12 protein-coding genes are annotated in these 13690 nt (G+C 59.6%); 5 read left to right on the top strand and 7 right to left on the bottom strand.

The features are described 5' to 3' along the window. The coding region (locus tag HHL15_RS17345; RefSeq protein WP_169147065.1) for a transposase at window positions 1–233 on the bottom strand (233 nt) is incomplete at its 3' end. A gap of 30 nt (window positions 234–263) precedes the next feature. After that, the gene (gene lysA, locus HHL15_RS17350) at window positions 264–1406 is read right to left on the bottom strand and encodes a diaminopimelate decarboxylase (protein ID WP_235943464.1); all 1143 of its coding nucleotides are present in this window, start codon (window positions 1404–1406) and stop codon (window positions 264–266) included. A gap of 69 nt (window positions 1407–1475) precedes the next feature. Here lysA and HHL15_RS17355 point away from each other — a divergent pair, with 69 nt between their 5' ends. The 4 genes from HHL15_RS17355 to rdrB all read left to right on the top strand — a co-directional run bounded on the left by HHL15_RS17355 (window position 1476) and on the right by rdrB (window position 8199). Beyond that, the gene (locus HHL15_RS17355; RefSeq protein WP_169147066.1) at window positions 1476–2384 is read left to right on the top strand and encodes a LysR family transcriptional regulator; all 909 of its coding nucleotides are present in this window, start codon (window positions 1476–1478) and stop codon (window positions 2382–2384) included. A gap of 309 nt (window positions 2385–2693) precedes the next feature. After that, a complete protein-coding gene (gene rdrA / locus HHL15_RS17360; protein WP_169147067.1) occupies window positions 2694–5111 on the top strand; it encodes an antiviral RADAR system adenosine triphosphatase RdrA in 2418 nt (805 codons plus the stop codon). Between the two features lie 80 nt (window positions 5112–5191). After that, window positions 5192–5437, top strand: a complete 246-nt coding sequence (locus HHL15_RS17365; protein WP_169147068.1) for a hypothetical protein — start codon at window positions 5192–5194, stop codon at window positions 5435–5437. Next, complete coding sequence (rdrB, locus tag HHL15_RS17370; protein WP_206198838.1) at window positions 5434–8199, top strand: antiviral RADAR system adenosine deaminase RdrB; 2766 nt, start codon at window positions 5434–5436, stop codon at window positions 8197–8199. The genes HHL15_RS17365 and rdrB overlap by 4 nt, the downstream gene beginning before the upstream one ends. A 282-nt stretch (window positions 8200–8481) precedes the next feature. Here the strand turns inward: rdrB and HHL15_RS17375 are convergent, their stop codons facing one another. From HHL15_RS17375 to HHL15_RS17385, 3 genes are read right to left on the bottom strand one after another with little or no spacing between them, the layout of a single operon-like run. Next, entirely contained in the window at window positions 8482–8889 is a 408-nt protein-coding gene (locus HHL15_RS17375; RefSeq protein ID WP_169147069.1) for a DUF6691 family protein, read from the bottom strand. A gap of 26 nt (window positions 8890–8915) precedes the next feature. Next, window positions 8916–9368, bottom strand: a complete 453-nt coding sequence (locus HHL15_RS17380; RefSeq protein ID WP_169147070.1) for a YeeE/YedE family protein — start codon at window positions 9366–9368, stop codon at window positions 8916–8918. A 30-nt stretch (window positions 9369–9398) separates the two neighbouring features. Next, window positions 9399–10682 (bottom strand): OmpP1/FadL family transporter, encoded by a 1284-nt coding sequence (locus HHL15_RS17385; protein WP_169147071.1) that lies wholly within the window; start codon window positions 10680–10682, stop codon window positions 9399–9401. 267 nt (window positions 10683–10949) lie between these two features. Here HHL15_RS17385 and HHL15_RS17390 point away from each other — a divergent pair, with 267 nt between their 5' ends. Next, window positions 10950–11657, top strand: a complete 708-nt coding sequence (locus HHL15_RS17390) for a hypothetical protein (protein WP_169147072.1) — start codon at window positions 10950–10952, stop codon at window positions 11655–11657. 100 nt (window positions 11658–11757) lie between these two features. Here the strand turns inward: HHL15_RS17390 and tal are convergent, their stop codons facing one another. Beyond that, window positions 11758–12837 (bottom strand): transaldolase, encoded by a 1080-nt coding sequence (gene tal / locus HHL15_RS17395; RefSeq protein ID WP_169147073.1) that lies wholly within the window; start codon window positions 12835–12837, stop codon window positions 11758–11760. Between the two features lie 97 nt (window positions 12838–12934). Next, window positions 12935–13687, bottom strand: coding sequence for a type II secretion system protein N (gspN, locus tag HHL15_RS17400; RefSeq protein WP_169147074.1), 753 nt, complete (start codon window positions 13685–13687; stop codon window positions 12935–12937). Window positions 13688–13690 lie beyond the last annotated feature (3 nt).

Below are 13690 nucleotides of genomic sequence, written 5' to 3' on the forward strand. Positions count from 1 at the left end.
CAGGCGCTCTTGCCGGCCTCGTCCATCGCCGCCGTAGTGATCACCGCTTCGAGTCGAGCGCGCGCAGTCCAGGCCCGCCCTCGGGCGGGCCTGGACTGCGCATCCTCACGCCATCGTTCCAATGTCTGCACCGAAACCCCAATCTCTTGTGATACCACGCCCACTTGGGCGCTCTCCGGCGGCAACAACCGCGCCACCGCTCTGTTCCTGAATGCTTCTCCGTACCGAGCCATCTCTCATCCTTGTCGCCCCCAGGTTCAACATCATAGAGAGGCGACAACTATTCTGACGCGGGGGGCGTGCAACACCAGCAAATCGCCCACCTGCGCCTGCGGCAAGGACCGGTGCAACACCACGCCACCGTCTCCCTGCGTAAACACATCTCCCGACTCGCACAGAGGTCCGGCAACCACCGTGTCAAACTGCAGGCCATTAACCGCTGTGCCATCAGAGTGGATCAACTCCATGCCGTGGTAGGCGCCGTATAGGGCCGGGCGAACCAGATCACTGAAGCCGGCGTCCACCATCATAAAATGGTTGGCGCCCTGTTGCTTCGTGGCGCGTACCTCGGTGACCAGCACGCCGGACTCGGCCATTAAATAGCGGCCCGGTTCTATTTCCAGTTTCACTGGGTGCTCCAGCAGTTGTTCCACGGCAAGGCGCGCTGCATCCCATAACGAAAAGTAGTGCGCCGTATCCGTCGTGGGTTCCCCGGCCTGGTAGGGAACGGACAGACCGCCGCCCGCGGAGATGGCGTGCAGGTCCAAACCCTGCGCATTTACTACCTCTACCAGCTTCAGCATGGCACCGCACACTTTCTGCAAGTGCGCGTAGTCCACGCCTGAGCCGATGTGCATGTGCAGGCCCTGCAAGGCCAGGCCGTTGGACTTGATCTTTTCGCAGGCGCGTACCAGGTCGCCATGCCAGATGCCATGCTTGCTATGCTCGCCACCGGTATTTGTTTTTTTGGAATGGCCATGCCCGAAACCTGGGTTGATGCGTAGCCACACCGGGTGCCCCGGGTTGACCGCACCCAATTGGTCCAGCATGTCCATGGAGCCGCAATTCACGGGAATATTGAGTTCCACCACGCGCGCAAGCGTAGCGCGGTCCAGAAGGTCGGCCGTGAACACGATGTCTGCGTGCCCGTTGTGCAAGCCCGGCGTAAAACCACTAGCCAACGCGCGTTCGATTTCGCCCAAAGACACCGAGTCCACCACTGCGCCCTGTCGCTTCATGAGGCGAAGGATGTGTGTATTGGAGTTGGCTTTCTGAGCGAAACGCACTACGTCAAACAAGCGCAGCGCGGCAATCTGGCGCGTAATGGTGTCGGCATCATAGATCCACAGCGGGGTACCGAACTGCTGGGCCAAAGGAGCAATGGTAGCGGGAGTAAAAGGGTTCATGGGCGGATGTTCCCCTCCATAGTCAATTCAATCAATGCTATTCTTTTTGTCTAGCCATTCAATATTGATATGAATTTAACTCATCGCCAGCTGACGATGTTTCGCGCCATCATGCTGCACGGCAGCCTGGGGCGTGCAGCTGACGCGTGCGCGTCAAGCCAGCCCACTTTGAGTCGCGAGCTGGGTCGCCTGGAGCAGTTGCTGGGGTTTAAGCTTTTTGACCGGGTGCGGGGCCGATTACGACCTACCGTGCGGGCACTTGCGCTGATGCAGGAGGTAGAACGCTCGTTTATAGGCTTGGAACAGATCGCAGCGCGCGCCAGCGAATTGCGCACGCAAGCGACAGGTCGCTTGCGCATTGCGTGTTTGCCGGCATTGGCCCATGCCTTGGTACCCCGCGCACTGGTATATCTCTCACATGCACATCCTGAACTAGGCGTCAGCGTGCATCCCTTAGAGTCACCCTGGCTGGAACAAGCCATGAGTGAACAGCGTTTTGACCTGGGGCTGAGTGAAACCCAAGAGGCACCTGCTGGAGTTGCCTTGCAGCCCTTACTGAAAGTCAATGAAGTGGCTGTTTTGCCACGTGATCACAACCTGTGCCGCAAGGCGCGACTGCAACCACGCGACTTTACAGGCGAGCGCTTTATCAGTCTCGCGGTTGGCGACCCGTATCGAACCGCCATTGATGCGATGTTCGAGGACGCTAAAGTACATCGCGCAACCCTGTTTGAAACCACGAGCGCGGTGGCCGTCTGCGCCATGGTGCGTCAGGGCCTGGGCGTTGCCATCGTAAACCCGTTCACTGCACTGGAACTCAGCGGACCGGACCTAGTCGTGCGGCCGCTTACCGTTGCCATCGCTTACCAGGTGAATATCCTTCTTCCGGAAATCGCAGCTCCGCACCCCCTGCAGGGCGTTCTCGCAGACACCGTCCGCAAAGCCTGTGCCGCCTTGAACCACCATCACACGCTATGAGTTCCATAGGCATGTCCGGGATTTTGTGTAAAGCTGCCATCGGCGGCTCTTCCACCAGATGGCCGCTTTGGCTGAGGAGCCGCCACTGAGCTGAAGGGCTCGTCTTCGGCCTGAGCGGACCTTGAGCCCACAACCTTGGACAGTCGGCAGTGTGTCGCTTACCTGCCGTTGTTACCACGCCGTTTGGTCTCAAAAACCACTCCCATCACATTTTCCGCTTTCGTATAAAATCTCAAGGACTTCCAAAAAGCATTTTTTTTGCCATTTTCATGTTCTGCCCAGCAGCAGGCCACTTCCGGACGATGCGCCATGACCACTGAAAACAGCAATATCTTCATCCCGCTGGATCAGGATGAAAGTGCCAAGCACTTCAATATCGATACGCTGCTCCCTCAGAGAATTTATAAAGAACTTGGGAAATTCGTCAGCAATGCTCTGACTACAGCAAGTCAGGTTCATCAGTCGACAAATCCTTATGACCCGGACGATCATCGCTCGCACAACGCCATTCTAGTTGCCGGCTCACGCGGCACTGGCAAAAGTTCAGTCCTAGTAAATCTAGCAGCCTATCTAAGCAATAAAGACAAAGCGGGGACAAGTGAACATGACTTCAAGGACGTACATATCCTGAAGCCGGTCGATCCGACCCTTCTGGATGATCATGATAGTCTTTTCCTCAATGTCATCGTTGCAGCGGTACTTTCTGATCCCTGTGTGATTGAGAGACAGGAACGCCATCCGGAGAAATGCCGAGAACTGCACCAGGCCCTTTACGAACTTGGCGCCGCACTGGACAACTCCGAGTCGTACAAGATGAACAAGGGCATCGACAAGCTGCGCAATTTTGTCGGCAAAGCGCAAGTGCTGCATAAGGTACATCAATTTTTTGCAGCGGTACTGAAAGTTCTCGGTAAAAAACTCCTGGTCATAACCATTGACGACGTCGACACCTCGTTGAACCAGGCTTTCGAAAACCTTGAAGTCGTGCGGCGCTATCTGATGACGCCTTACGTGTTGCCGATCATCAGCGGCGATCTCGATCTCTATCACGATATCACCTGTCGCGACTTCCATGGCCGCCTGGTCGCTGATTCAAGCTACCAGCGAAACGCTGCCTGGGAGCGTGCCGACGATCTGGCCCGAGAATACCTTCGTAAGTTGCTCCCTTTTCCTCGTCGGTTGGACATGCCAGAAGTCAGCGAGTATTTGGAAGACAAGGACATCAAGCTTCATGAAAGTGAAGGCAATAATGGCTCACAATGGTGGTCGTTGGCATGCTTCCATGCTTGGCTCACGGCACTGCACTCTGGCCCGGTTAATGGCTTGGAAAACAGTCGCCTGACCTTGCCGATACCCAGCGTGCGCGCACTGGCCCAAATCATCGGGCGGTTTGCCAATCTGGACCAACATCTCTGGTTTCGTGCGCAAGCAGCGGACACAATGAACGAGATCAGGAAGCTTAATCGGCCAATCGATGCAGCCCGCAGCTGGCAAATGCGTGGCCTTGACTCAGCCATCGAACATTTTAGCCAGGAGTATGAACAGGAAAGTCATCGGAACAAGCGCGGCTACGGGAGTGCCTACCGTACTTTTGTCAAAGCGCTTGACGAAACACCTTCTTCCCGTCCTTTGCCTTGGCTCAACCCGGCACTGTTTTCTCTTAGAATAGGCCTGAAGGAACACTGGAAAAGTGAACCGAAAGGAGGTGCCTGCTACCTGATTCTGCAAGCGCAGGAGCATTGGAAGGGCAGTAGCTTTAATCCTGTCTTAAAAACTCCCTTGTTCGATCCCCTTAGCCAACAAGGTCCAGAGTTTGGTGCTTTCGTTGGCCATAGAGTTTTTCTCGATTGGCCGAAAAAGCTAGCCCTGTACATGCCGGAGGAGTGGTTGGAGCGGCTGCCAAGCAAAGCCATCCTGCCTTACCCCGTTCCGGAAGTAGGCAGCAAGGTAGCGTTGTCATGGAAATTCTGGTCTGCCGATGAAGGAAAGCAAGAGAGGAGACGGAGCCTGTTGCTGGCCTTGTTGCATCATCGCAATTTCTACGACAACGCTAAACGTTCTGGTCTCATTTGTATCGGGCGCATTGTCGAGCTGACGATTACCAGTCTGATCCGGGATGTCTTGTCGTCGGATATTAAAGAGCTCCTGCTACGCCCGCCGTACTACTCAACTGCAGACCTCGCTCCGACCAAAACACAAAAGGATGACGCCAAAGACGAGAGTAAAGACGCTTCCAGCGAGAATGCACAGGAGGAGTCAGGCATTGCCGAACTGCTTGAGCATCTCAGCGAAGAGATTGAGGAGTTAGCCATTGCAATCGGCGCTTGGCGCCAAGGCAACCGCATTCCATGTCTGTCGCCCTGGCTGGTCTATAACGTGCTGAACAAAACCTTTAATCAAGCATGGATATTTAATCCACGGACGCCGAATAGTCATCCTAAAGAACCCGATGCAGTGGCCTGGATCGCAAGGCAAGCCTATTACAGCTTGTGGGCAGCCTTTGGCAGCTTTGAAAAGGGAGCGCTGTTTGGTCTGCCATCTATCGTGGCAACGACGAATATCGGTGACGGAAAAGTTTTTGAAAAAAGCGATTTGTTCAAATTAAACATTGCCCCATTTTGGAGGGGGGCGATAACAATGACCACGTCAGAAGATTCGGTAGAGAAACTCGCTCCATCACTTATTTACTTGGCGAACACCCTTTACGTGAGTGGGTCGAGTCACTGACCTTTTCTTCCGAGAAACCAGAGATTTCACCACCAGCAGACAATAACATTGAGTTTAGCTCTCCGAAAGAACGTGCGGCAATGCAGCAGCTTTATAAAAAGATGGGAGGCAAAGGGCTGCTTCTGCTGGGCAAAGGTATGGTCTATCCCACAGAGCGTCGAGCAAGTCTTTATTTCAAAAGATCAGGCGAGGATCATGCGCGCGCTGTTGTCGATGAATTTAACGAACTTTTCCCGGGAACGGAAACAGCTGCGCGCTTCGCAAGGCTATTTTCGGAGTATTTTAATAATCTGCCAAAAATAGACGCTCCGTCGAAACCAGCATGATCCGCCGCTCTCTCTACGAAACCACGATCGGTGCTCTCCTTTCCGGGCAGGGGATTGCCAGCGTTTTTCGGGAATTTTTGCAGCAGCGGTACGGAGAGAGTTTCGCTATTTTCTGTGATGGAAAACAGCTGCTATCCCGTTGCCGTGAACAACTGGAGGAAGAGGTCGACCGCAGAGCCGGTCGTCAGTTTCGGTTAGGCGACATTGAGCGCCTTGTCGCTCTACTCTGGAATGACGACCTTCTCGGGCGAGGTCGCATGCCCGTTTTGGATCAACTTTTCCAGCAACTCATGCTGCGCAACGGTGATTTCATTCACTATCGTGACACCCAGGTTGATGCCTATGCCCGGCTCGCTACCGAGATTGACCCTGCCTTGGTGGTTGGCTGGCATCTGGCTGGCTGGCTGGATGAAATGCCTTCGCCCCGACAGCATGATATTCAACGCATCATCGGCCAGCAGACAGCGTTTTTTGCTCCGCCACCGGGTGGGCAGAAGTCTTATGCGGAAGGCCATGTCCACCTCGGTGGCATCGCTTACGACGGTCTGATTCTTGCCCATTTTCTGCTGGCTTCTGACGTTCAGGACGATGCCACCACGCGCTCTTTTCGTCACATGCGCGGCGTACTGCTCGCTTTGCTGCAGCGGGAACTATGGACGCCTCAAGAAGGTTGCGGAGAAATAGAACCTTGGCAGTCTGCCCTGAGTAAGGCGCTGACTGAGGAGCCAGAAAAAACGCGTTTCGACTGGGAAACCCTGTTTAAGCTCAGTTGCTATAGTAACCTTGCGATTCGCGATGTGCCTTTGCATGAACTGCTGCGCGAAATGAAATCTGCTTCGCCTAAACTGAGCCAAGCTTGGTTATGGCTACAAGTCTGGTTGTGGCAGCGCTTCCGGCAGAGCGATACCGTGCTAGAAGTTCGCGTCGCGATACTCTGGCTGCAAATCGAACTAATGAGCCTGCGTCACCGACTGGTGATGGATGGACAAGGGCTAACGCGCTTTGCCCGTACGTACTTTCGCGAGAGTTTACGGCAAAAAGCGAAGAAAAATAGCAATAGCGAACTGTTGGATAGCATCACCCGAATTATGGCCGGCCAAAACGACCTAGCAGAAATAAAGCTGGGAACGGGTGGTTTCTTGCCGTCAAAAATTGCATCACTTGCACGCGCAGCCATCACCGTGCAAAGACTGCCGCTCCCCAAATCAGGCGGCGCGTTTGGCATCATCAGTGCCCTGCCAGAAAGCCCGCAGCAGCAAGCACAACTCGACGCATTGGAACGTTGGCATCTCTGTGCGCACTTTAGTCGTGCTGGTACCCCGCGTGGTAGCTCTGGCAAACTCACCACATTACCCCAGCATGATGCGGAAAAATGCTGGAAGGAAGCGCGCCAACTGTGTAGCGACCTGATGACAGAAAGCGGCTGGAGCGATCCGGTCTTTCTCGGCGGGATGCTGAATCAGGATCATTGTTTTCAGCCCGCCCGCTGGCTACGGGGCCTAGATGTTGCCGGCGACGAAAACCGCCTAGGCATCGAGTGGTTTGCGCCGGTGCTGCGCTGGTTGCGTCGGGGTTTGGTCGGGCGGCCCTTGAGCGACAGCGCCGCTTCAACAAGCTTTCACTTGAGCATTCACGCTGGCGAAGACTATGCTCACCCGCTTTCCGGTCTGCGGCATGTTGATGAAACCGTGCGCTTTTGCGAGATGCGCGAAGGTGACCGTCTTGGACACGCGCTGGCGCTGGGGATTTCTCCTGCGTACTGGGCTGAGCGACATGGCGACATGCTGGTGCCGGTTGATGAGCATTTTGACAATCTAGTCTGGGTCTGGCATTACGCAACCGAGCTCAGCCCGTGCTTGCCGCTGGCCGCACGAATTTTGCCGCGACTAGAGCGGCGCATAGCCCATTTTGCGCGCAGGGTGGAATGGCTGGATGCCGACACCGTCCCTGATCTTTTGCTCCCGATCGGCAGCAAAAGAAAGAGGAAGGCCCACACTCAGGCCGAGATCAACTCACCGGAGAGATTGTTTCAGGCTTGGCTGCTACGTCGAAATTGTCATTTCCAGTTTCAGAAAAATGCGGACACGCCTATTTATGACGATATCTTTATGGCGGCCGTCCCGGATTTTGCACAGCTGCAGCAAGCACAAAAACTAGTTCTCAACGGTGAAATAGATACGGGCGATGCCGCTGGCCTGTACCTGCAGCGCCAACGCTGGCAAAGGCTGAACAAGTTCGATCGGCGGATTAAGGTCTTGATCCGTTATGGCGAAGAAGCGTATGAGCGTGATAACAGGGCATTTGTCGACGAGCAGCAGATGCAGCTTGAACGCGACTGGGAAACAGCAGAAGAGCATGAATTCATGCACGCGCTGCAGGATTACCTGCTCGACCGCTACGACCGCCTGGGGCTCATTATCGAGACCAATCCGACGTCAAACGTGTATATCGCACGTTTGGAACAACATCGAGAGCACCCGATTTTCCGCTGGAATCCGCCCGATGCCGAAACGCTGTTGCCCGGCAATGAGCACAACCGCCACAGCCTACGCCGTGGCCCGAACCGCGTGCTAGTCAATACCGACGATCCAGGAATCATGCCAACGAGTTTACGTACCGAGTATGCGCTGCTGCGTGAAGCAGCGATCAAGCGCGGCGTCTCGCGAACCATAGCCGAAGACTGGTTGGAGCGACTTCGGGTGTATGGCATCGAGCAATTTCACCGCAATCATTTGCCGGTATTCTCTCGCCGCCACTACTGAGATCAAAGCGCGCACCATTCTTGCCTAAATTTTCAGTCGACCGAAGAATCCGTGCAAAACTATTCATGCAGATTTCTGCACCAGATCGATGCATTAGTTTGGACGCGCCAAGAACGGCAGGTAATCGACGCGTTGCCGCCCGATTTTGGCCAGAAGCCCAAGGCCTACTTAGGCCGACACCCTGTCAGACGTAACAGACCTCCGCTCAGTCAAAGCAAACAATGACCCGCATTGCGCGCACGACAGCTGCGCAGCGGTGGTCGCCGATGGCGCGACCCATCCTCATTCCGCGCTCCATTCACACACCTTCATGCCGGCCACCATCGCCACGGTGAAGACGACGCCCGGCAGATAGCCCGCCCCCAGGCTCACGATGCCCGGCCCGGGGCAGAATCCGGAGAGTCCCCAGCCCACGCCAAATACGGCGCTGCCGGCGATGAGGCTGCGATCGATCGTCTGGAGCGGCGTTGGGGGCATGGGGTGGCCGAGCCATGAGCGGGGCTGTTTGAGGGCCCAGGCGAAGGGCAGGCGTGCCACGCCGATGGCGCCCGCCATCACGAGGGCGAGGGATGGATCCCAGCTTCCGGCCAGATCGAGGAAGCCCAGCACCTTGGCCGGATCGCTCATTCCGGAGGCGATCAGGCCGACTCCAAAGATCAGGCCGCTGAGCAGTGCGAGTAGGGGTGTCATGTGCGTAAGCGCCGAGCGTGTTTCGGTTAGTTGCCAAGCGCATGTCTGGCAAGAAAGACGGTGGCAAAGCCGGACGCCATGAATACGAGCACTGCTGCCAGTGAGCGGCGGGACAGGCGTGCCAGCCCGCACACGCCGTGGCCGCTGGTACAGCCGTTGGCCAGGCGGGTGCCGAAGCCGACGAGCAGGCCTCCGACGCACAGCACGGCCCAGTCTGCCGGCCTGCTCACGGCCAGGCGCGAAACCGGCAGACCACCCGGCGCCGCGAGTGCCCAGAGGGTGGGGGCGGCGAGGAGGCCCAGGACGAAGCTGGTCTGCCAGCGCCGGTTACTGTCCGCCGGCCCCAGTAGCCCGCTGAGGATGCCGCTGATTCCGGCTATCCGTCCGTTTGCCAGCAGCAGTAATGAGGCGGCCAGCCCGATCAGGGCTCCGCCGATGAGGGCGCTCCAGGGCGAAAAATGTGTCCAGTCGATGCTCACCCGATCTCTCCTGCCGGTGTGTTCCGGGTGTCAGTACTTCCAGCCGTAGGCAATGGCGAAGATGTCTTCAAACATGTGCAGGTTGGCTTCGCCACCCCCAAAGCCGCCGGCAAGCGGTGAGCCCGGCGGAATCGAGCCGCTGCCGTTAACCGTCGTCTTGAAGGCATGGGTGTAGGCAATGCTCAGTTCGCCGTCCTTGCCCTGTTTCAAGCTGGCGCCCAGGCTCAGGTGGTCCTGCACGATGCCGGGGGCCAGGATATTGAAGAAGGTCTGGCTGGACGGCACCGGCTGGGTTGCATGGCTGTAGCCGCCGCGGATTGTCCAGTCGTCGGTCAGGTCATAGGCGGCGCCGATCTTGACGACCGTTACGTCGCGCCAGCCGAAGCCGCCGCCGTTCGAGCTGCCGAGCGGGTTGCCTGCCAGCAGGTTGGCGATGGGGTTGCCAACGGATTTGATGTCGCTCAGCTCAATGCGCTGGACATCGGCGGCCAGGGTCAGGGCCTTGCTCGCCTGCCAGGCGAGACCGATACCGAAATTGGCGGGAACATCAAAGCCGCCGTCCTCGGCAAACAGGCCCTTGTACTTGTCCAAGTTGCCCATCCGGGTCTTGGTGGCGTAGGTTGCGCCGACGGTGAGTGCAGGGGTCAGCTTGCCGGTGTAGCCAATGCGCGCACCCCAGCCGGTGGAGGAGTCGGTGCCGCGATTCGTGACATTGCCTGGTGACGCCGAGGCCTGCGTGAAGGGCTGTATGCCCTTGGCCTCAAAGCGCTGGTAGGCAAGATTCAAGGCCAGGCCGATGGCATGGCTGTCGTTCAGTTTGTAGGCCAGCGACGGTGACACGAAGAGTTGTTCGAGGTTGATGCCTGCGGGGCCTGTTCCACCGAGTCTGGCAAAAGGGTTGTTGCCGTAGTCGGTATTCATGCCGCCGTTGCCGTATACCGCGACGCCGGCCGCCCATTGCGGACCCAACTGTTTGACGTAGCCGAGTTCGGGGATGATGAAGTTCCGGGTGCCATTGCCGTCGTAATGCCCGTCGAGGCTGCCGTAGGGCCCCAGGTCGTTGCCCTTGATCTCGGCACCGCGGTTGGGCCGGAACCAGGTCACGCCAACGTCGGCGCGGTCGCCGATCCAGGCGGTTCCGGCTGGATTGGTCGCTGCGGCCAGGCCGTCCTGGGGCAGGGCGATGCCGATTCCGGCGATTCCCTGTGATTTGACCCCGTAGCCGTGGCTGAAGTAGCCATTCGTGGCAAGCGCCAGGCCGGGCGAGCAAAGACCGAGGAGCAGCATGGCAGGGGCGAGGTTTCGGCGCTTCATCTTGAGGATTGCCTCTCTTGGCGGATATGGGGGCTGGAGCAAAGAGGCTAACCGTCAGCAAAACCGAAACGAACCAACATATTTGACTTTGCTTATGAGTCGCTGGCCAAGGCGTGCTGCCGGAGGGGGCCAGGCTTGCGAGGCAGGCAGCCCGACCATCATCCGGATCGGCAGATGCGGGCGGGTTGATTCAGAGGCTGGGTTAAGAAAGCCTTAAGCCGGAGTCGAGAGAATAAGAAAATTCTTCTCGATCATGGGAGCCTGGGCATGAAGCGCACGTCATTGTTTTTATTGCTGTTGAACGGCTTTGCAGTGCCGGCTGCAATGGCCTCTCCCAACCTGATTTCCAATGGCGATTTCTCGTCCTATTACTCCGCCTCGCAGGGGGGATGGACCAATTACGGGATTCCCACCGGATGGTCGGGTATCACGGGGCAGATCGATAACGCCACCGTGTACCAGGGGGCCATGCTGTTTGCGACGAGTGGCCCGCGAAATCCGACGCGGGACAAGTTCTACATCTTCCAGAGCTTCACGGTTGCCGATGCAGGCAGCTACCAGCTGACGTTTGATTTTCGGCTGAACAATGTCTCCACCGGGACGAGCTTCAACGGGGCGAAGATCTACCTGGACAACATGTATGGTTCCGCGCCGGGTGTAACGCCCGTTGTGGTGCCGAACACGGTGTTCTCACGAACCTATGCTGACGAGTACCAGGCCATCCTGCGCAACGGCCTGGCGCCCAATGTGTGGCACCTCGCCCAGTCCGTGATGCTGGACCTCACCGCGGGTCAGCACGTGCTCTATCTCTCCTCGGGAGGGATGGACATGGCTGCGAGCAGCGCGACGGTGTCTTTCGACAATGTCGTGCTGGCGCAGGCCGGCGGTACGGTGCCCGAGCCGGACTCCACCGTCCTGCTGGCGTCGGGGCTGGTTCTTGCAGTGGTGATGCGCGGGCGCTTTCCGGGGCGCTAGGGTGATCTGAACGGCACGCCGCCCGCCGTGCATTGAGGCGTTGGCTCGTCCGGGGCACTGAGCCGGGGCACCAAGGCCCCGGAGCCCCCGGGCCAGGCGCTCAGGCCGTCAGTTCCAGCAGCTTGCCGAAGGCGGTGGCGAACTGGGCCAGGCCGTCCTGCTGCAGGCGTTCGCCGAGGGTGTCGAGATCGATGCCGAGGCTGGCCAGGGCGGCGAGCTGGGCGGTGGTGGCTTCCGGATCGGCGCCGATGCTGCCGGGCCGGACCTGGCCGTGGTCGAGGAAGGCGGCGAGGGTGGCGTCGGGCAGGGTGTTGACGGTTTCCTGGCCGATCAGCGGCTCCACGTACATGAGGTCGGGGTAGGCGGGGTTCTTGGTGCCGGTGCTGGCCCACAGCATGCTCTGCGGGCGGGCGCCGTGGGCTGCCAGGGCGGCGAAGCCTTCGCCGTGGAAGCGCGCCAGGTAGCGCTGGTAGGCCTGGCGGGCGAGGGCCACGCCGGTCTTGCCGCGCAGGGCCAGGGCGGCTTCGCTGCCGTTCTCTTCGAGGAGCTTGTCCACCAGGGCGTCCCAGCGCGACAGGAAGACGCTGGCCACCGAGCGCACCTTGCCCAGGTTGCCACCGGCGGCGGCGAGCTTCTCGAGGCCGCGCTGGTAGGCGCCGGCCACGGCGTCCACGTGCTTGAGGGAGAACATCAGGGTGACGTTGAGGCTGAGGCCTTCGCCGATGAGGGTCTCGATGGCGCGCACGCCGGCCGCGGTGGCGGGGATCTTGACCAGCAGGTTGTCGCGGGCCACGGCGGCGCGCAGGCGGCGGGCGGCGGCCACGGTGCCGGCCTCGTCGTCGGCGAGGGCGGGGGAGACTTCCAGGCTCACGTAGCCGGCGTCGCCCTGGCTGGCCTCGAAGACCGGGCGGATCACATCGCAGGCGCGCTGCACGTCCTCGATCACCAGGCGCTCGTAGCGGCCTTCCGCGCTCAGGTTCTCGCTGCGCAGGGCGTCGAGGGCGGGGCGGTAGTCCTGGCCTTCGGCGATGGCCTTGTGGAAGATCGCCGGGTTGGTGGTGACGCCGGCCACGCCCTTGTCGATGTGGCGGGCCAGGTGGCCTTCGTTGATCAGGGCGCGGGACAGGTTGTCGAGCCAGACTTGCTGGCCGGCGGCGCGGGCGGCTTGGATCGGATTCATGGACGAGACCTTGCTGCGAGGTGGGTTGTCGGAAGTGCTGTCTGATGGTGGCCTGCCATTCTGGACGAATCGGCAGGTGGATGAAAGGCGCGCGGCATCAGCGGGGCGGCCAGTGGATCTCGAAGTGGCCGGGCTGGCCGGTGGGGCGGGCGGCGCCGGCGGCGATGGAGGGCAGGCGCTTGAGGAATTCCGGGTCGCCCGACAGTTGGCCGTCGAAGCTGGGCATGCCGCCGGGGGCCAGCTCGCCGCTGCCCTGGGCGCGGACTTCGCCGGCCAGGGTCTGCAGGCTGTAGTGGAGGTGGCCGTCCTTGGCCTGCAGGTGGATCTCGTAATCGCCGAAGTTGCGGCCGGGGAACAGGGCGGCGCGGGCCCCACGCCACAGCAGGCGGGCCTCGCCGCTGCAGCGGCCGTCCGGCGGGCAGTGCCAGGCGGGCGCGTCGATGCTCAGGTCGCCCTGCCAGCCGGCCCGCGCGGCGGGGTGGGGCAGCGGCGATACGGCGGCATCCACCGGGGCGTGGAGGGCCAGGTGTTTGACGCTCAGGCCTTGCGGGCCGGCTTCCACCTGGCCCAGCGGAGTGCCGGCGCTGTCGAGGCTCCAGCCCAGGGACAGGCGGGCCAGGGCGGTGTTGTCGAAGTGCCAGCCGAGGGGCAGCCAGGGCGTCAGGCTGCGCCCGTCGGCGGCCCGGCTGGCGAGCACGCCGCGGCCGTGCCACAGGCTGCCTTCGGCCTGCTGCAGGCGCAGGCCGCCCTCGGTGAAATGGGCGAGCAGGCTGTCGAGCAGGCTGGCGGGGGCCTTGGCGACGATGAAGGCGAGGCTGAGGGCAAGCAGCAGCAGGAGTTTCTTGAACATTCG

It is taken from the genome of Zoogloea dura, assembly GCF_012927165.1.
Taxonomy (GTDB): Bacteria; Pseudomonadota; Gammaproteobacteria; order Burkholderiales; family Rhodocyclaceae; genus Zoogloea; species Zoogloea dura.